The organism is Nonomuraea sp. NPDC003727 (assembly GCF_053586935.1).
This window is the reverse complement of sequence record NZ_JBSFNE010000002.1, coordinates 255,277-272,631: the sequence shown is the minus strand read 5'-3', so window position 1 is coordinate 272,631 and position 17,355 is coordinate 255,277. Positions and strand designations below refer to the sequence as shown.

Genomic DNA, 17,355 nt, shown 5'->3' with positions numbered 1-17,355 from the left:
ACATCGAGGGGACGAATGGCTGATCTGCTCGTCGGTCCGATGCTCCGCTACGTCGACTCCACGCACGCCGCCATCTGGGTGGAGACCGACCAGCCCGGCGTGGTCACGGTGTGCGGGCGGTGGGACACCCCCACCTTCACCGTCCACGGCCACCACTACGCGATCGTCGACCTGGAGGGCTTCCAGGGCGAGTACACCGTCGAGGTGAACGGCGAGCAGGTGTGGCCGATCGACCGGCCCAGCCGGATCGAACTCATGCCGCCCGAAGGGCCCTCGCGGGTGATGTTCGGCTCCTGCCGTACCAGCGTGCCGCACGACGCGGCGCACACCGCCACCCACGGCGTGGACGTGCTGCGCGCCTACGCGCGCAGCGACAGGCCGCTGCCCGAGCTGCTGCTGATGATCGGCGACCAGGTCTACGCCGACAAGCCCGCACCGGCCGTGCTGGAGCTCATCGCCTCGCGCAGGAGTCCCGGCGAGGAGCCGGCCCAGGAGATCGCCGACTTCGAGGAGTACGCCGCGCTCTACCGCCAGGCGTGGACCGACGACCCCGACATCCGGTGGCTGCTGTCGACGGTGCCCACCGCCATGATCTTCGACGACCACGACCTGCGCGACGACTGGAACACCTCCCAGGACTGGCGCGCCGCGATGGCGCACACCCCCTGGTGGCACCGGCGCGTGGTCGCCGGGCTCGGCGCCTACTGGATCTACCAGCACCTGGGCAACATGTCGCCGGACGAGCGCGCGGGCGACCCGGTGCTGGCCGCGCTGAAGCGGGGCGAGGGCGCCGCCGTGCTCGACGACTTCGCCGCCAAGGCCGACGCCGAACCGAGCAGCAACAGGTGGAGCTACGCCCGCGACCTCGGACACTCCCGGCTGATCGTGGTCGACACCAGGTGCGCGCGCCAGCTGACGCCCGGCGACCGGCGGATGCTCGACCCCGGCGAGTGGGAATGGCTGCGGGACCAGATCGCGCGCACGCGAGGACGGCTGATCATCGGCTCGTCGATCCCGTTCCTGCTGCCCGAGGGCGTCCACTACGTCCAGAACTGGAACGAGGCGCTGTGCGACGGCAAGTGGGGCAAGACCGTCGCGCGGCTGTCGGAGTGGTTCCGGCAGACCTTCGACCTGGAGCACTGGGCCGCCTTCCGCCGCTCCTTCGACGACCTCGCGCGGCTGCTGGTCAAGCTCGGCGAGCCGGTGCTGATCCTGTCGGGCGACGTGCACTACTCGTACCTGGCGCAGGCGCCCGGGCCGATCTACCAGATCGTCTGCTCGCCCATCCGCAACCCGCTGAGCAAGGCGCTGCGCCTGGCCAACATCTTCACCCAGTTCGGCGTCGCCACGCTGATCGGCGGCCTGCTCGCCTCGCTCGCCCGCCTTCCGCGCCCGCCGTTCCGCTGGCGGGTGACCAAGGGGCCGGTGTTCCAGAACGCGCTGGCGGCGCTGGAGTTCGGCGAGCGGATCACCGTTGTCTGGTACGGCGAGTCGCTGCAGCCGCTAGAAACAGTCCATGACCTTTGACCAGTACGCCCCGGCTGTCCCCTTCTATGACTTGTGGCACGAGGACGGGCACGTGCCTGAGGTGAGGGAGAAGCTTCCCCCGCTGGTGCGCGGGTCGGTGCTGGAGATCGGCGCGGGCACCGGCCTCATCACCGAGGTCATCGCCGACGCCACCGACGGCGAGATCTTCGCCCTGGAGCCCTCTCTCGGCATGCGGTCGGTGCTGCTGTCCAGGCTCGCGGCCCGTCCCGGCCTGCTGGAGAGGGTGACCGTCCTGCCGTACGGCGCGCTCGACGTCGACCTCGACGAGCCGGTGGACATGGTCGTGATGATCGCCGTGCTCTACGCGATCGACGACCGGCCGAAGCTGTGGGAGACCCTCGCCCGCCGGCTGGTGCCCGGCGGCCGGCTGGTCTTCAACTTCGCCGAGCGGCGCATGCCGGTGCCCGGCGAGCCCTCCCGGATGGCCGCCTACCCGGTGGGCAGGCACACATACGAGATCTGGGGGCGGACGCACGCCGTCGAGGGCGAGAAGATCGAGGCGAGCTTCACCTACCGGATCGTCCACGGGGACGCCGTCATCAGCGAGGACGTCGTCGAGAGCGTCACCTACCGGCCCTCCGCCGCCACCCTGCGCGCCGAGCTGACCGAGGCGGGCTTCGTGCTCGACGAGGCGCCCGAGGGGCTGCTGGCATGGAGGCTCGCAAAGTAGGGGGAACCGGACTCCCGGCTGCGGCCAAGTACAGGGTGACCGCAGAAAGGAATCCCTCCCGTGGTGATGGCGCAGGCGTTGGACGACGCGACGTTGGTCGGGCAGTCGGTGAGCGAACCGGAGGTGTTCGCCACGCTGTTCGACCGGCACGCCGATGAGATCTTCAGGTACGCCGCGCGGCGGCTCGGCCCCGAACTGGCCGAGGACGCCGTGGGCGAGGTGTTCCTGGCCGCCTTCCGCGGCAGGGCGCGCTACGACCGCTCGCGTTCCGACGCCAGGCCATGGCTGTACGGCATCGCGACCAAGGTCGTGGCGCAGCACCGCAGGGCCGAGCGCCGCCGTACGCAGGCCATGGCGCGCCTCTCGCCCGACCGGCCGGGATCCTTCGACGAGCGCAGCGCCGACCGGGTCACCGCGGAGCAGCTTCAACCCCGGCTCGCCAAGGCGCTCACGCGCCTGTCGGCGGCCGAACGGGACCTGCTGCTGCTGGTGGCGTGGGCGGATCTGACCTACGAGGATGTGGCGCTCGCACTCGACATCCCCGTCGGCACCGTCCGCTCACGCCTGCACCGGCTCAGGACGAAGGTGCGCAGGGCCCTTGGCGGCATCGATCCCTTCAAGGAGGAGCCCGAGCATGGACGATGAGATCAGGATCTTCGCCGAGGGACGGCCGGCCGTCCCACCGTACCCCTCGGAGGCGCGGGAGACCGCCCGCCGCCGCCTGGTGCAGGAGGCCACCGCGCGGCACCGCTTCCGGTTGCCCCGCATCGGCTGGCAGGCGGCGGGGGCCTTCGGCCTGACCGTGGCGCTGGTCGGCGGCGTGGCGTTCACGCTGTCCGCCACCGGACGGGACGGCACGGTGGCCCGTCCCGCGGCGCCGGTCCTGGCGGGGGTGAGCGACGAGCCGGCGCCCAAGCCGGGGCAGTTCGTGCTGGTGGAGTCGGAGACGATGTACACCGCCATGTCCATGGGCGAGCAGGAGACCCGCTACCTCTACCGGACCAAGCGCCGGCTGTGGCGCTCGGCGGACGCCAGCGCCGACGGCCTGCTGTCCATCGAAGGGCTGGAGCCCAAGCAGTTCCCCGGCTGGCCGATGCCGGAGGAGGCCGGCAAGCAGCAGGGCAAGGAGTGGATGCGGCTGGCCAACTGCCCCGACAGGATGGGGGAGGCCCGCTCCGACCACGCCTATCTCGCCACGCTCCCGGCCGACGCGGACGGCATGCGCGCCTACCTGGAGAAGCGCGGCAAGGTGACCAACAACAACGCCTTCGGCGTGGTGGGCGACCTGATCAGGGAGACGTATCTGCCACGGCCGCAACGCGAGGCGCTGTTCAACGCCGCCAAGGCGCTGCCCGGGGTGGAGGTCGCCGAGGGAGTGGAGGACGGCGCGGGCCGCAAGGGCACCGCGCTCGGCAGCAAGGCGCAGGGCGGCATGCTCGAACAGCTCGTCTTCGACCCCACGACCTTCATGTTCATGGGGGAGCGCGGGACGGTCGTGGACGCGAAGAGCGCGGGGGCGCCGGTCGGCTCGGTGCTCGCGCTGACCGCGCAGACCAGTGTCTCCGTCGTCGACGCGCTCCCGGCGGAGAGCGCCTCCGCCGCGCACGACAGCAGCTGCGAGGACGTGGGCCGGCCGACGACGAAGGCCGACCCGCGATTCTCCGCCGAGCCGACGGCGCCCGTCTCCGCCGAGCCGACACTGCCCGGGTCCGCCGAGTCGACGGCGCCCGCGCCCGGTGAGCCGACGGTGACCGTGACGCCCGTACCGGATCGGGACGCGCCCTCCGCGGCCCAGGACAGCGGCGCGCCGCCCAGGCCGCAGGACGTGCCCGCCGAGTCGGCGCCGCAGGCACCCGTCCCGACCGTGACCGTGACGATGATGCCGAGCGCCGACCGCTGACCACCGTCGGTACGGCTCGCGCCGCGCGGGGCGCGAGCCGTACCGGGGGTGGCTACCTGAGCGCGGCGATCGCGTCGGCCAGCTGGTCGACGGCGTGGTGCAGGTCCTCCTCGGAGATCACGATCGGCGGGGCGAGCCTGATCGTGGAGCCGTGGGTGTCCTTGGCCAGAATGCCGCGCTCCAGCAGCGCCTTGGACACCGCGCGGCCCGTGGCGAGCGAGGGGTCGATGTCGACGCCCGCCCACAGCCCGCGCCCGCGCACGGTCACCACGCCGTTGCCGATCAGCTCGCGCAGGCGACCGTGCAGGATCTCGCCCAGCCTGGCCGCCCTGGCCTGGAACTCGCCGGTGTTGAGCAGCTCGATCACCGCGTTGGCGACCGCGCAGGCCAGCGGGTTCCCGCCGAACGTGGAGCCGTGCTGCCCGGGCTGGATGACCCCGAGCACGTTCTCGTCGGCCGCGATGGCCGAGACGGGGACCACGCCGCCGCCGAGGGCCTTGCCGAGCACGTAGATGTCGGGCACGACGCCCTCGTGGTCACAGGCGAAGGTGGTGCCCGTCCGGCCGAGACCCGACTGGATCTCGTCGGCGATCATCAGGATGTTGTGCTCCGTGCACAGCTCGCGTACCTGGGTCAGGTAGCCGTCCGGCGGCACGAGCACGCCCGCCTCGCCCTGGATCGGCTCGACCAGCACCGCCACCGTGTGGGCGTCGATCGCCTCGCGGATCGCCTCGGCCGAGCCGTACTTCACGATCTTGAAGCCGGGGGTGTACGGGCCGAAGTCCGCGTGTGCGTCGTCGTCGGTGGAGAAGCTGACGATCGTGGTGGTGCGGCCGTGGAAGTTGTCCTCCATCACGATGATGTTGGCCTGGTCCCGCGCCACCCCCTTGACCTTGTAGCCCCACTTGCGTGCCACCTTGATCGCGGTCTCGACGGCCTCGGCGCCGGTGTTCATCGGCAGGACCATGTCCTTGCCGGTCAGGTCGCCGAGCCCGGCGCAGAACGTGGCGAACTGGTCGTGGTAGAACGCCCTGCTGGTCAGGGTGAGGTTCCTGAGCTGCTCCTGCGCCGCCTCGATGATCTTCGGGTTGCCGTGGCCGAAGTTGAGGCTCGAATAGCCGGACAGGAAGTCCAGGTATCGCTTGCCTTCGACGTCGGTCACCCAGGCGCCGTGCGCCTCGTGGATCACGACGGGCAGCGGGTGGTAGTTGTGCGCGCTACGGCGCTCGCTTACCTCGATGTGTTCCGCACTGGTGGTCATTGTCAGTTCTCCCCCCTGATTTCCAGTGTGCAGCACTTGGGACCGCCGCCCGCCTTGCGCAGCTCGCTGAGGTCGACGGGGATCACCTCGTATCCACGCCGCTTGAGGTCCAGCTGGAGGTCGTGCGCCTCCACGTTGATCACGACGTTGGTGCCGTCGCTGACGGCGTTGAGACCGAGCACCTCGGCGTCGTCGGCACCCGCGATCACCGCGTCCGGGAACATCCGCCGCAGGACGCGCCGGCTCCCCTCGGAGAACGCTCCGGGGTAGTAGGCGATATTCCGCCCGTGCAGCGGGAACAGCGCGGTGTCGAGGTGGTAGAAGCGCGGGTCGACCAGCTGGAGCGAGACGACGGGGCGGCCCAGGAACTCCTGCGCCTCGCTGTGCGCCTCGCGCGAGGTGCGGAAGCCGGTGCCCGCCAGGATCACCTCGTCCATGGCGAGGAAGTCGCCCTCGCCCTCGTTCACGTGGGCAGGCTCGTACGTCGGGTAGCCACGCTCGGCGAACCAGCTCAGGTAGGCCGGGCCCTCGGCGGCCCGCTCCGGGAAGGCGAAGCGGGCACCGTAGACCCTGCCGCCCGCCACGAGCGCGCCGTTGGCGGCGAACACCATGTCGGGCAGGCCGTCGATCGGGTCGATCAGGCTGACCCGGTGACCGAGCTCCTCGTAGGCCGCCTTCAACCCCTCCCATTGCCTGATGGCGACGGCGCGGTCGGCACCCGCGTCCGGATCCATCCACGGATTGATCGCGTACTCCACCGCGAAGAAGTCAGGTCGGCACATCAGGAAGTGCTTGGGCATGCTGCGGCTCCAACTCGTCGAGGGGGACGGCAGCAGCCTAGGAACAGTGTTTACGCAGGCCAAGCGCCCGATATTGCGTGTTGGGGCGGGTTTGTTGCGTCTTGTGGCATTCCGGCGCCGATCCGTTGCGCCTCGTCCACCAGCCGCGACAGCACGATCGAGCTCTTGGTCCGCACGACGAACGGCTCGGCCGCGATCCGCTCGATCACCCGCTCCACGTGCCGCACGTCAGTGGCCCTGATGTGCAGCAGCGCGTCGGCCTCGCCGGTGATCGTGCAGGCCGAGACCACCTCGGGGTGGCGGGCGATCGCCAGGCCGATCGCGGCGGGGGAGGTCTTGCCCTGGCAGAACAGCTCAACGTAGGCCTCGGTGGTCCAGCCGAGCGCCTGCGGGGCGATGCGGGCGCTGAACCCGGTGATCGCGCCCGCCTCGCGCAGGCGGTCCACCCTGCGCTTCACCGCCGACGCCGACAGACCGATGCGCTGTCCGATTTGTGCATATGTCGCTCGGGCATCGTCGACCAGCGCCCCGATGATGTCCCGATCCAACCGATCCAGTTCCACGTCCCCCTGTATACAGCCTGTCCTGTACAGCCAGCGGCTCGGCGCAGGCAGGGCACGCCCGCGTCTCCGGCACAGGCGCGAGATCAGCGTTCAGCGTCGAAACCACGCGAACCGCGTTGGAGGCCTGATGCGCTTCAAGGACCAGCCCGCCGAACGAGGAGAGGTCACGCGCATCGCCCCCGCCGTGGCCTACGACGGCGCGGCGCCGCGACGCTAGGTGGCGAACGTGAACCAGTTGACGTTGACGAAGTCGGCCGGCTGGCCGCTGGCGAAGGTCAGGTAGACCGTGTGCGTGCCGGTGGTCGGCGCGATGTTGGCGGGAACGGTGCGCCAGCTCTGCCAGCCGCCGGTGCTCGCGATCGCGAAGTCGCCGACGGGGGCCGCGGTGGGGCTGCCGAGCCGTACCTGGACCAGACCGCTCACCCCGCCCGCCGCGCCTGAGGCGACGCGCGCGACGAACTGCCGGGCGGGCGTGCTGCCGAAGTTCACGCCGTCGAAGCGGAGCCAGTCGCCGTTGGCGATCGCGCCGACGTTCTGGCCGCCGCCCGTGTCGGTGGTCGCCTCGACGATGGTGCCCGACTGGGCCTGGAAGCGCTCGGCCTGGATGGTGGAGCGGGCGTCGACCCCGCCCGGCGGCTCGGTGGGCGGGTCGGTGGGCTGGGTGCCGCCGCCGCTCTGCCAGACGGCCACGTAGTCGACGACCATCGGCCGGCCCGACACGGTCGCCGCGGTGGGCGTCGGCCCGGCCAGCGCGTTCGGGAAGGCGCCGCCCATGGCCACGTTCAGCAGGAGGAAGTAGCCGGCGTGGCCGGTCATGGCGTTCCAGGTGCCCGCGTCGAACTGGGCCTGGCTGACGCTGTGGAACCGCTGGCCGTCGACGTACCAGCGCAGCTGGTTGGGGGAGACGCTGCGGTCCCACTCGAAGCGGTAGGTGTGGAAGGCCGACTGGCAGGTGGAGCCGGGACACGCCCGGCTGGCGCCGAGCCCGGAGGTCTCGTTGCAGGGCCCGCCCGGGTTGACGCCGCAGTGCAGCACGCCCCAGACCGCGTTGATCCCGTTGACGTTCTCCATGATGTCGAACTCGCCGATGCCCGGCCAGTTCCAGTAGTTCCCCCGGTACGGCGAGCCGAGCGCCCAGAAGGCGGGCCAGTAGCCGAGCGCGGCGTCGCCCGTGACGTCGGGCATCTGGATCCGGCCCTCGATCCGCAGGATGCGGCCGGCGGCGGGCTTGAAGTCGGCGCGGCGGGTCTCGACGCGGGCCGAGGTCCAGTTCTGCCCGCTGCCGATCGGGGTGATGCGCAGGTTGCCCGCGCCGTCGAGGCGGACGTTCGCCGGATCGGCGGTGTAGTTCTGGATCTCCCCGGTGCCCCAGTTGGCGGGGCCGCCGGGGTAGGAGTGCCCGGTGTCGATGATCCAGTTGCCGGAGGACGGCGGGGACCCGGCGGGGCCGTCGAAGTCGTCGGCCCACACCAGGCTCCAGCCGGTGGGGGTCGGCGGCACGGCGGCCACGAGGGCGCCCGCCGCCAGGATCCCGGCCACCGTCGCGGCCAGGCGGGTGAGGAACGTGGAGGGCATGGCGGTTCTCCGTGCGAGCAGGGGGCAACGGACGAGAGAGCGCTCTCTGGCCTTGATGTGACCATGGTATTCCAGCGCTGTCAACCACGTATTGACACCCTGTCGGTGGGCGGGCTAGCGCTCGGAGAGCGCTCTTCGCCGAGGAGATCTGGACCCCCGTACACGCAGCCGGGGCCGCGGTTCATTCACACGGCCCCGGACTGGGAAACCTGACAGGGACTCTCTCCGGAGCCCCGGTGTCAGGCCTTCTCGGCCTCGCCGGTGGCCTGCTCCAGCACCTCTTCGGGCGAGGCCTCCAGGTCCTGCTCGGCGTCGGCGCTGGCCTGCGCCGAGGCCTTGTCGAGCCGTACCCAGCTCGTCACGCTCTCCACCGCGAACAGCACGAACAGGTAGGCCGTCAGCACGTACAGCACCGGGGTCAGCACGCCCAGAGCCGCGCCCACCGCGATGATCAGCAGGCGGACCTCCCAGCCGAGACCGGCCATGAAGACCCACGTGGGCGGCCAGATGCTCTGCCTGGTGCGGTAGACGGTGTCGTAGGTGTGGTAGCCGACCACGTACAGCAGCACGAACAGCAGCCACTTGGGCGCGTCGTAGGCCAGGCCGACCAGGATGACGACGAGGAACTCGGTGCCGCGCAGCAGCGGCGGCACGAGCCAGTCGAGGCGGCCGAGGTGGTCGCGCGCCCCCGTGGGCAGCACGAGCACGATCATGACGGCGACGGAGACGAGCGGCGACAGGCCCGCGACGGCCAGGCCGATCGTCGCCAGGAGCGCGACCAGCAGCGTGGGGACCGGGGGCAGGCCCTTGCCCAGGCGCGAGGCGAGGGCGTGGACCAGCGGACCGTCATCGCGGTAGGCCAGGAGCCTGGCGGTCTGGATGCGGCGCCGTTCCTCGTCGGGGTCGGGAGCGGAGGTGGCGGTGGTCTGCGGCTGCGTGATCATGCGAGGGACCTCATGACGCGTCCAGTGACGGTGTAGGCGGAGGCGACGCTTCCCCAGATCAGCAGGGTGATGAAGGTGACCCGGGCGTCGAAGAGGGCGGCGGTGATCGCGATGGCCGCGAACCGCTCGCCGATGGGGAACACGACCATCTTGCGCGCCCAGTAGACGAAGCGGAACTTGCCCGCCTTGGTCCACATCTTGAGCACGCCGCGGATGCCGGTGCTGCGCTCGACCTTGCGCCGCTCCAGCGCCTTGCGCAGGTCGCGGTCGTCGGGCGCGGTCATCGGGGTGGTGGGCAGCGGGGACGGCGCCTTGCGCCGGTTGGCCGCGCCGAAGGAGAAGTCGAGCAGGTGCTTGACCGACTGCAGGGAGATCGCGGCCAGCGCCAGGATCCAGATGTCGTCGCCGTGCCCTGCGACGACGTAGCCGACGGCCAGGCCGGCGAAGACGACGTACTCCTTGAACCTGTCGAACGTCGCGTCGAGCCAGGCGCCGAGCACGCCGAACTTGCGGGCGTAGCGGGCGACCTGGCCGTCGACGCAGTCGAAGACGAACGCGAAGTAGATCAGCACGCCGCCGGCGACCATGCCGAGCCGCTGGCCGGTGGCGAAGCAGAGAGCGGCGGCCACGCCGAGGAAGATGGAGATCAGCGTGACCTGGTTGGGCGTCAGCCCGCGCCGCGCCGCCCAGCGGGCGATGAAGCGGGAGTAGGTGCTGACGAAGTAGGTGGTGAAGAAGCCGTCGGCGCCCTTGACCGCGTTGTTGAGCCTGGCACGGTCCTCGTCCATGCCGGACATCTCGGTGGCGGCCTCGTTGGCCTCGGCCTGGGTGGTGATGCGGCGGAAGAACAGGTCGCGGCGGCCGCGGATGCCGACGGAGACGCCCTTGCGGACCAGGCCGAAGATGATCAGCTGGGCCAGGTCGTCCTCGGGGCCGAACAGGTGGGCCAGGTCGGCCAGCTCGCGGCAGGCCTCGGCGAGCACGGGCAGGTTGCGCGTGGTGAGGTGGAGCGGGCCGAGCAGGATCGCGTTGGGCCGGGTGACGGCGTGGTGGGCGGTGCCGACCGAGATGACGCGCGACTTGCCCACGCGGGTGCGGACCATGAGCCCTTCGAGGCTGTTGCCGCCGATCTCGGGCGCCGCCTCCTCGATGGGCACGTCGTAGGCGATCCGCTCGCCGTTCTCGTCCTCCGCGCGCGGCTCCTTGGCCACGAGCGTGATGGCGCCGCGCTTGGCCTTGGTGATCTGGTAGATCAGCTCGTCGTGGATGACCGAGTTCTCGGGCAGGAGGAGGAGGTTCTCCTCGGCCGACTCGGCGATCTGGGCGATGGCGCGCAGGGCGGTGGCGAGATCGGCGCGCTGGACGAGAAGCGGCTGCGGGTCGAGCGAGAGCGCCTGGGCGCGCAGTCGCTCGCCGACGGTGGGCGAGCCGGGGAGGGCGGCCAGCCTCAGGCCGGTCGGAGCGGTGTCGGGGCCGGGCGAAGAGCCCAGCAGGACCACGCGGGTCATGTCACCCTTTCGAGGCAGTTGCGGGGGGTAGAACAACAGGTAAAACAGGGGCAGGTGTCAAAGTCTAGTGAGACTCGGGTAAAGCCGGTCCACCCCAAGGTCACCCTAGACTGGACCAGTGAGTCTCTACCGAGACGAGGGCGTCGTCCTGCGGACCCAGAAGCTGGGCGAAGCCGACAGGATCGTCACCCTCCTCACCAAGCGCACGGGCAAGGTGCGCGGCGTCGCCAAGGGCGTGCGCCGCACCACCTCCAGGTTCGGCGCGCGCCTCGAGCCTTTCACACATGTCGATCTCCAACTGCACGTGGGTCGCACGCTCGACGTGATCACGCAGGCGGAGACCATCCATCCGTACGGCGAGGCGCTGGCCCACGACTACCCTCGCTACACGGCAGGCAGCGCCATGCTGGAGACGGCCGACCGGCTCACCCAGGGCGAGAAGGAGCCCGCGCTCAGGCAGTTCCTGCTGCTGGTCGGCGGGCTGCGCACGCTGGCCGACGGCAGCCACGAGCCCAGGCTGGTGCTCGACGCCTACTTCCTGCGCTCGCTCGCGGTCGCCGGTTACGCGCCCGCGCTGCGGGAGTGCGCCAGGTGCGGCGGCGAGTCGGTGCGGGCGTTCGCCATCGTGGCCGGCGGCGCGGTGTGCGGGTCATGCCGTCCCGCCGGCGCCGCCGTACCCGCGGGAGAGACCCTCACCCTGATGACGGCGCTGCTGCGCGGCGACTGGGACACGGCCGACGCCTCCGAGGCGCGCCACCGCTCCGAGTGCAGCGGGCTGGTGGCCGCCTACCTGCAGTGGCATCTCGAACACGGCATTCGTTCTCTCCGCCACGTAGAAAGGGAGCCAGCCCGGTGAACGTCCGTCCCCCTGCCCCGCACCCGTCGGGTGCGGTGCCCCCGCCGATCCCGCGGGACCTGGTGCCGAAGCACGTCGCCATCGTCATGGACGGCAACGGCCGGTGGGCCAAGCAGCGCGGCCTGCCGCGGACGGAAGGGCACAAGGCCGGCGAGGCCTCGCTGTTCGACGTCATCGAGGGCGCGCTCGAGCTGGGCATCCCGTACCTCAGCGCCTACGCCTTCTCCACGGAGAACTGGAAGCGCTCGCCCGACGAGGTCCGCTTCCTCATGGGCTTCAACCGCGACGTGATCCGCCGCCGCCGCGACGAGCTCCACGCGATGGGCGTGCGGGTGCGCTGGGCCGGCCGGCCGGGCCGGCTGTGGAAGAGCGTCATCGCCGAACTGCAGGACGCCGAGGAGATGACCAGGAACAACCGCACGCTCACGCTGCAGTTCTGCGTCAACTACGGCGGGCAGGCCGAGATCGTCGACGCCGCGGTCAAGCTGGCCCAGGACATCGCGGCGGGCCGGGTCAAGCCGGGCCGGGTGAGCGAGAAGGTGTTCGCCCGCTACCTCGACGAGCCGGACATCCCCGAGGTCGACCTGTTCGTCCGCTCCTCGGGCGAGCAGCGCTTCTCCAACTTCCTGCTGTGGCAGTCGGCCTACGCCGAGATGGTGTTCCTCAACCGGCTCTGGCCCGACTTCGACCGCCGTGACCTGTGGGAGGCGTGCGAGATCTACGCCAAGCGCGACCGGCGGTACGGCGGAGCCGTCCCCAACCAGGTGGATCCGCCGAGGCGCTAGGGTCGAGCACCTGCGCCTGCTCCGCGGCGTCGACGAGGTGCCCGAGCACGACCCGCTCGACCTGCCCGCGCGCATCACCGAGGCTGAGCTGTCGGGCTTCGGCTGCCACCGGGCTGAGGCGGGCTGAGGCGGTGCCCGTCAGCCCCGGCGGGCGCGGGCCCTGCGCTTGCCCTCGTGCATGGCCTGCACCCTGGCGACGGGGATGGTGTGCCCCTCCTCGACGAGGTCGGCGGGCAGGTCCTGCGGCAGCGGCATGAGCTCGGCCCAGGGGTCGCCGGTGCCCACCAGCCCGGCGGCGGTGCGGACGGTGAAGTCGGCGGGTGCGACCCGGTCGAGGTCGTCCCACGCCACGGGGAACGACACGGGCGCGCCGGGGCGCACGCGCGGGCTGTAGGCGGCCACCACCGTCGCCCCGCCCGCCCTGGTCGAGTCGAGGAACACCTTGCCCTCCCGGTCCTCCCTGATGAAGGCAGTGGTGGCGAGGCCGGGGTCGATCCGCTCGGCCCGCGCGGCCAGGGCCCTGGTGGCGGCGGCGACGTCGGCCATCGCCAGGCCCTCCCGCAGCGGGACGAAGACGTGCAGCCCCTTCGCGCCGCTGGTCTTGACGGCGCCCGCCAGGCCCGCGTCGGCCAGCGCCTGGCGGATCAGCCCGGCGGCGCGTACCACCATCGGGAAGTCGTCGCCGGCGGGCGGGTCGAGGTCGAGGACCAGGTGGGTGGGATGCTCCCAGGCGGCGGCGGTCACCAGCGTCGGGTGGTACTCCACCGCGCGCTGGTTGGCGAACCACAGCAGGGTCCTGCGGTCGTCGCACAGGGCGTAGGAGACCTCCCTGCGGGACGTCTCGGCCCACAGGGTGACCGTACGGATCCAGGCGGGCGCGTAGGACGGCACGTTCTTCTGCATGAAGGGCGCCTGGCCCTGGCGTACCCGCACCACCGACAGGGGCCGCGCGCGCAGCGCCGGCAGGATGCGGTCACGCATCGTGTCGAGGTAGTCGACCAGGTCGCGCTTGGTCACGCCCGCGTCGTCGAACAGCGGCTGGTCGAGATTGGTCAGCGGGACCTGGTCTCTGACCTCGTCGGTGGTCACCGGATCATCATGCCCGCCGCCGCGCCCGGTATGCGGCGACATGCATGCGGTTGCCACAGGTGCGGCTGTCGCAGTAGACGCGTGACCTGTTGCGCGACTCGTCCACGAAGACGTGGTCGCAGTCGGGCGCCGAGCAGGTGCGCAGCCGCTCCCACTCGCCCTCGACCAGCAGGTGCGCGAGCGCGATCCCGCAGTCGGCCGCCAGGTGCTCGGCCAGCGAGGCGTCGGGCGCGAAGTAGTGCATGTGGACCGGGTGACCGTCGTGCTCGGTCAGCCTCGGGGTGATGCGCGTGTCCGTCAGCAGCGTGTTGAGCAGCCGCAGCGCGGTGGCCTGATCGGGTGCGGTGAAGACGCGGTGAAGATCCTCGCGCAGCATCCTGACCTGCCCCAGGTCGCGTGGGGTCAGGGTCTGGATGCCGCTGACCTGGCGCACCCTGACGAACTCGGCCAGGTCGTCGAGATCGCCGAGCCGTTCATCGCCACCCGTCGACGGTGAGGTGTTCACCAGGTCGACGGCCGTGGCGAGCGAATACACCATGTCATGGCCAAACGGCATGTCAGCTCCTGTCGTGGCCTACTCCAGCGTGGGGGCACAGCGTATCTCCCACGCGGAGTGCCGGGGGCCTTCCTGCGGTGCACATACCCGTTTCGTGCCCTCTGGCACGTCCGGGTGTCAGGAGGCGCGCGCGGCGGCCGAGCAGGCGGCGCAGGTGCCGAAGACCTCGACGGTGTGGGTGACCTCGGTGAACCCGTGTTCGGCGCCGACGGACTCGGCCCAGCGCTCGACGTCGGGCCCGGCCACCTCGACCGTGCGGCCACAGCGGCGGCAGACCAGATGGTGGTGGTGGTCGCCGCTGGCGCAGGCGCGGTAGACCGACTCACCGTCGTCGGTGCGCAGCACGTCGACCTTGCCGCCGTCGGCCAGGGCCTGGAGCGCCCGGTAGACCGTGGTCAGGCCGATCTTGGCGCCGTCGGAGCGCATCTCGGCGTAGACGTCCTGCGCGCTGCGGAAACCTTCGCTCCTGCGAAGGGTGTCATGAACGGCATCGCGACGAGTGGTCATGGATTGCTCTCCTGGGTTCGGCCTCGCCGTACGAATCTACCGACCACCAGGGCCAGCACGAAGCCGGCGAGAGCGAGAAGAACGATGGCGGCGCCCGGCGGCACCTTGGCGGAGAAGGTGGAACCCAGCAGCCCGCCGACGGCCGCGAGGACGCCGAAGGCCATCGACAGCAGCATGGTGGCCCGGAAGCCCCTGGTGAACTGCTGGCTCGTGGCCACGGGGATCACCATGAGCGCGCTGACCAGCAGCAGCCCCACGACACGCATGGCGATCACGACGGTGAGCGCGGCGGTGACGGCGATGAGCAGGCTCAGGAACCGCACCGGCAGCCCGCTGGCCTTGGCCACCTCCTCGTCCTGGCAGAGCACGAACAGCTCCCTGCCGAAGACGGCCACCACCGCGATCACGGCGACGGCCAGCGCGCCGATCACCCACAGGTCCTGGGCGGTCACGCTGGCGATGGCGCCGAACAGGTACGAGGTCAGCTTGGCGTTGCTGCCGCCGGGCGCGATGGAGATCAGCATCACCCCGCCCGCGATGCCGCCGTAGAACAGCAGCGCCAGCGCCACGTCACCGCTGGTACGGCCGCGCGCCCGCACCAACTCGATGGCCACCGCGCCGACGACCGACACCGCGACGGCGGTCAGCACGGGCGCGGTGCCGGTGAGGAAGCCGAGCGCGACGCCGGTGAGCGCCACGTGGCCGATGCCGTCGCCGAGCAGGGCCAGGCGGCGCTGCACGATGAAGGTGCCGACCAGCGGCGCGCACAGCCCGACCAGCAGCGCGGCGGCCACCGCCCGCTGCATGAAGGGAAGCTGGAGCAGCTCGATCACGCCTCTGCCCGCCATCCCGCCAGCGGCCCTGTGACGGGCTCCTCGGCGTGCGGGTGGACGTGCTCGTGCCCCGGCTTGGCGCAGTCGCCCTCCGGCCGCGGCGGCACGCCGTCGTGGGCGATCACGCCGTCGCGGACCACCACGCCGCGGGTGATGAGCGGCTCGAGCGGGCCGAGCTCGTGCATGACCAGCACGATCGTCTTGCCGCGGGCCACCAGCGTGGTGAGGGTGCCGGCGAGCAGCCGCTGGCTCTCGGCGTCGACGCCGGCGTTGGGCTCGTCCATGACGTACAGGTCGGGCTCGCCGGCCAGGGCGCGGGCGATGAGCACCCGCTGCTGCTGGCCGCCGGACAGCTGCTGGACCGAGTCGCCCGCCCGGTCGGCCAGCGACACCGACTCCAGCGCCCGCTCGACGGCGAGCCTGTCGGCCGCGTCGGTGGGGCGCAGGCGACGCTGGCGGGCGATCCTGCCCGAGGCGACGACCTCGCGGACCGTGGCCGGCACGCCGCCGCCCACCTGCAGCCGCTGCGGGACGTAGCCGACGCGCCACCACTCGCGGAAGCGCGCGGGCGGCCTGCCGTACAGGAGGGTCTGGCCCCCGGACAGGGGGATGAGCCCGAGCAGGGCCTTGACCAGGGTGGACTTGCCCGATCCGTTGGCTCCCATGATGGCGACGACCTCGCCGGAGCCGATGGTCAGATCGACGCCGCGAAGCACGGACCGGCGGTCCAGGGTCACCTGGCCGCCGGTCATGTCGAAGACTGCTGTCACGCTGTGCATCCCAGTGCGGTTCGCAGGGTCGAGAGGTTCTGGCGCATGGCCGTCAGGTAGTCGCCGCTGGACGGCGCGCTCTCCAGGGGGTCGAGCACCGCGGTCTTCGCCCCCACCTCATGAGCGAGGACCTCGGCGACCTTGGGGCTGACGAGGGCCTCGGTGAAGATGGTAGTGACCTTCTCGGCCTTGGCCACCTTGGCCACCTCCGCGATGCGGGCGGGGGACGGCTCCGACTCGGGGTCGAGGGTCAGGCCGACCTGCTTGAGCTGGTAGCGGTCGGCCAGGTAGCCGAAGGCCTCGTGCGCGGTCACGATCGACCTGGCCGAGCAGGTCGACAGGCCCTTGGCGAACTCCTGGTCGAGCGCGGTGAGGGCGGCGGCCGTCTTGGCCGCGCGGTCCTTGAAGGCCTGCGCGTGCGCGGGGTCGGCGGCGGCCAGCCGCTCGCCGAGCTTGGTCGCCACGCCCGCGAACGTGCTGGGGTCGAGCCACAGGTGCGGGTCGTAGGAGATCTCGTGCTCGTGGTCGTGCCCCTCGGCGCCCTCGGCCGCCTCCTCCTTCGCCGGCAGGGTCCGTACGGCGGCGGCCGCGTCGAACTCCTTGCCGGCCCCGTTCTGCTCGACCGCCTCGTCCACCGCGGGCTGCAGCCCCTTGACGTAGGCGGTGAGCGTGGCCCCGCCGATCTCGGCGACCTGCTGCGGCGTCAGCTCCAGGTCGTGCGGCTCGACCCCGGGCGCGGTCAGCGTCGCGACGGTCGCGTCCGGACCGGCGACCTGCTCGGTCAGCCACTGCAGGGGGTAGAAGCTGGCCACGACCTTCGCCTTGTCGCCGGCCTCGACGGCGGCCACGGGCTCGGTCTCGGCGGCGCCCGCTCCGCAGGCGGCGGTGGCGGCCAGCAGCATCCCGCCGGAGATCAAGGTGAGGAAACGGGTCTTAAGGGGCATCACACCACCCAGTATGAACCAGAATGAAAATGGTTGTCAAAATCTCTTCAGGGTGCCGGCCGTCGGCAGGAGGCCGTGCGCCCCGGCCGGCATTCCCTCCCACCCCTGGCCCCCGGACCCGGACCCACTCCTGGACCTGGACCTGAACCCACTCCCACCCCTGGCCCCCGGACCCGGACCCACTCCTGGACCTGGACCTGAACCCACTCCCACCCCTGGCCCCCGGACCCGGACCCACTCCTGGAC

General features: G+C 71.4%; 18 protein-coding genes. 6 read left to right on the top strand and 12 right to left on the bottom strand.

From position 1 onward, the window contains the following. The first annotated feature begins 15 nt into the window (after positions 1-15). From ACWDLG_RS06510 to ACWDLG_RS06495, 4 genes are all read left to right on the top strand, one after another. Entirely contained in the window at positions 16-1,527 is a 1,512-nt protein-coding gene (locus tag ACWDLG_RS06510) for an alkaline phosphatase D family protein (RefSeq protein ID WP_449916660.1), read from the top strand. Beyond that, positions 1,517-2,218: a class I SAM-dependent methyltransferase gene (locus tag ACWDLG_RS06505; RefSeq protein ID WP_449916658.1), complete on the top strand. Its 702-nt coding sequence runs from the start codon at positions 1,517-1,519 to the stop codon at positions 2,216-2,218. The genes ACWDLG_RS06510 and ACWDLG_RS06505 overlap by 11 nt, the downstream gene beginning before the upstream one ends. Positions 2,219-2,284: 66 nt before the next feature. Next, positions 2,285-2,863 (top strand): RNA polymerase sigma factor, encoded by a 579-nt coding sequence (locus ACWDLG_RS06500; RefSeq protein WP_449917561.1) that lies wholly within the window; start codon positions 2,285-2,287, stop codon positions 2,861-2,863. After that, complete coding sequence (locus ACWDLG_RS06495) at positions 2,853-4,118, top strand: CU044_5270 family protein (RefSeq protein ID WP_449916657.1); 1,266 nt, start codon at positions 2,853-2,855, stop codon at positions 4,116-4,118. The genes ACWDLG_RS06500 and ACWDLG_RS06495 overlap by 11 nt, the downstream gene beginning before the upstream one ends. Positions 4,119-4,170: 52 nt before the next feature. Here the strand turns inward: ACWDLG_RS06495 and rocD are convergent, their stop codons facing one another. From rocD to ACWDLG_RS06465, 6 genes are all read right to left on the bottom strand, one after another. Next, positions 4,171-5,379, bottom strand: coding sequence for an ornithine--oxo-acid transaminase (rocD, locus tag ACWDLG_RS06490; protein ID WP_354906556.1), 1,209 nt, complete (start codon positions 5,377-5,379; stop codon positions 4,171-4,173). A gap of 2 nt (positions 5,380-5,381) precedes the next feature. After that, positions 5,382-6,179, bottom strand: coding sequence for a dimethylargininase (gene ddaH / locus ACWDLG_RS06485; RefSeq protein ID WP_354906555.1), 798 nt, complete (start codon positions 6,177-6,179; stop codon positions 5,382-5,384). Between the two features lie 50 nt (positions 6,180-6,229). Then, entirely contained in the window at positions 6,230-6,742 is a 513-nt protein-coding gene (locus tag ACWDLG_RS06480; RefSeq protein WP_449916654.1) for an Lrp/AsnC family transcriptional regulator, read from the bottom strand. Between the two features lie 213 nt (positions 6,743-6,955). After that, complete coding sequence (locus tag ACWDLG_RS06475; RefSeq protein WP_449916651.1) at positions 6,956-8,317, bottom strand: glycoside hydrolase family 16 protein; 1,362 nt, start codon at positions 8,315-8,317, stop codon at positions 6,956-6,958. A 239-nt stretch (positions 8,318-8,556) separates the two neighbouring features. Then, positions 8,557-9,261 (bottom strand): DUF5941 domain-containing protein, encoded by a 705-nt coding sequence (locus ACWDLG_RS06470; RefSeq protein WP_449916649.1) that lies wholly within the window; start codon positions 9,259-9,261, stop codon positions 8,557-8,559. After that, positions 9,258-10,769: a CDP-alcohol phosphatidyltransferase family protein gene (locus tag ACWDLG_RS06465; RefSeq protein WP_449916647.1), complete on the bottom strand. Its 1,512-nt coding sequence runs from the start codon at positions 10,767-10,769 to the stop codon at positions 9,258-9,260. Before ACWDLG_RS06465 ends, ACWDLG_RS06470 begins: the two co-directional genes overlap by 4 nt. A 118-nt stretch (positions 10,770-10,887) precedes the next feature. On the opposite strand from ACWDLG_RS06465, the gene recO reads away from it, so the two are divergent. Continuing rightward, positions 10,888-11,625, top strand: a complete 738-nt coding sequence (gene recO, locus ACWDLG_RS06460; RefSeq protein WP_354906551.1) for a DNA repair protein RecO — start codon at positions 10,888-10,890, stop codon at positions 11,623-11,625. Beyond that, positions 11,622-12,410 (top strand): isoprenyl transferase, encoded by a 789-nt coding sequence (locus ACWDLG_RS06455; protein ID WP_449916644.1) that lies wholly within the window; start codon positions 11,622-11,624, stop codon positions 12,408-12,410. The genes recO and ACWDLG_RS06455 overlap by 4 nt, the downstream gene beginning before the upstream one ends. 138 nt (positions 12,411-12,548) lie before the next feature. Here ACWDLG_RS06455 and ligD read toward each other — a convergent pair whose 3' ends face one another. The 6 genes from ligD to ACWDLG_RS06425 form a co-directional block, all read right to left on the bottom strand. Further along, complete coding sequence (gene ligD, locus ACWDLG_RS06450; RefSeq protein WP_449916642.1) at positions 12,549-13,499, bottom strand: non-homologous end-joining DNA ligase; 951 nt, start codon at positions 13,497-13,499, stop codon at positions 12,549-12,551. Between the two features lie 7 nt (positions 13,500-13,506). Beyond that, on the bottom strand, positions 13,507-14,055 hold the full coding sequence (locus tag ACWDLG_RS06445; RefSeq protein WP_449916639.1) for a CGNR zinc finger domain-containing protein: 549 nt from the start codon (positions 14,053-14,055) through the stop codon (positions 13,507-13,509). A gap of 117 nt (positions 14,056-14,172) precedes the next feature. Further along, positions 14,173-14,562, bottom strand: a complete 390-nt coding sequence (locus tag ACWDLG_RS06440; protein WP_354906547.1) for a Fur family transcriptional regulator — start codon at positions 14,560-14,562, stop codon at positions 14,173-14,175. After that, entirely contained in the window at positions 14,559-15,395 is an 837-nt protein-coding gene (locus ACWDLG_RS06435) for a metal ABC transporter permease (RefSeq protein ID WP_449916636.1), read from the bottom strand. Before ACWDLG_RS06435 ends, ACWDLG_RS06440 begins: the two co-directional genes overlap by 4 nt. Further along, the gene (locus tag ACWDLG_RS06430) at positions 15,392-16,174 is read right to left on the bottom strand and encodes a metal ABC transporter ATP-binding protein (protein WP_449916634.1); all 783 of its coding nucleotides are present in this window, start codon (positions 16,172-16,174) and stop codon (positions 15,392-15,394) included. Before ACWDLG_RS06430 ends, ACWDLG_RS06435 begins: the two co-directional genes overlap by 4 nt. Continuing rightward, positions 16,162-17,109, bottom strand: coding sequence for a metal ABC transporter substrate-binding protein (locus ACWDLG_RS06425; RefSeq protein WP_449917558.1), 948 nt, complete (start codon positions 17,107-17,109; stop codon positions 16,162-16,164). Before ACWDLG_RS06425 ends, ACWDLG_RS06430 begins: the two co-directional genes overlap by 13 nt. Between the last annotated feature and the right edge of the window lie 246 nt (positions 17,110-17,355).

Bases quoted from the DNA above. Each gene is read 5' to 3' on its own strand.
- ACWDLG_RS06505 (WP_449916658.1), top strand. From the start codon at position 1,517: ATGACCTTTGACCAGTACGCCCCGGCTGTCCCCTTCTATGACTTGTGG.
- ACWDLG_RS06445 (WP_449916639.1), bottom strand. From the start codon at position 14,055: ATGCCGTTTGGCCATGACATGGTGTATTCGCTCGCCACGGCCGTCGAC.
- ACWDLG_RS06510 (WP_449916660.1), top strand. From the start codon at position 16: ATGGCTGATCTGCTCGTCGGTCCGATGCTCCGCTACGTCGACTCCACG.
- ACWDLG_RS06440 (WP_354906547.1), bottom strand. From the start codon at position 14,562: ATGACCACTCGTCGCGATGCCGTTCATGACACCCTTCGCAGGAGCGAA.
- ACWDLG_RS06425 (WP_449917558.1), bottom strand. From the start codon at position 17,109: ATGCCCCTTAAGACCCGTTTCCTCACCTTGATCTCCGGCGGGATGCTG.
- ACWDLG_RS06500 (WP_449917561.1), top strand. From the start codon at position 2,285: ATGGCGCAGGCGTTGGACGACGCGACGTTGGTCGGGCAGTCGGTGAGC.
- ACWDLG_RS06470 (WP_449916649.1), bottom strand. From the start codon at position 9,261: ATGATCACGCAGCCGCAGACCACCGCCACCTCCGCTCCCGACCCCGAC.
- ddaH (WP_354906555.1), bottom strand. From the start codon at position 6,179: ATGCCCAAGCACTTCCTGATGTGCCGACCTGACTTCTTCGCGGTGGAG.
- ACWDLG_RS06430 (WP_449916634.1), bottom strand. From the start codon at position 16,174: ATGCACAGCGTGACAGCAGTCTTCGACATGACCGGCGGCCAGGTGACC.
- ACWDLG_RS06495 (WP_449916657.1), top strand. From the start codon at position 2,853: ATGGACGATGAGATCAGGATCTTCGCCGAGGGACGGCCGGCCGTCCCA.
- ACWDLG_RS06465 (WP_449916647.1), bottom strand. From the start codon at position 10,769: ATGACCCGCGTGGTCCTGCTGGGCTCTTCGCCCGGCCCCGACACCGCT.
- rocD (WP_354906556.1), bottom strand. From the start codon at position 5,379: ATGACCACCAGTGCGGAACACATCGAGGTAAGCGAGCGCCGTAGCGCG.
- ACWDLG_RS06475 (WP_449916651.1), bottom strand. From the start codon at position 8,317: ATGCCCTCCACGTTCCTCACCCGCCTGGCCGCGACGGTGGCCGGGATC.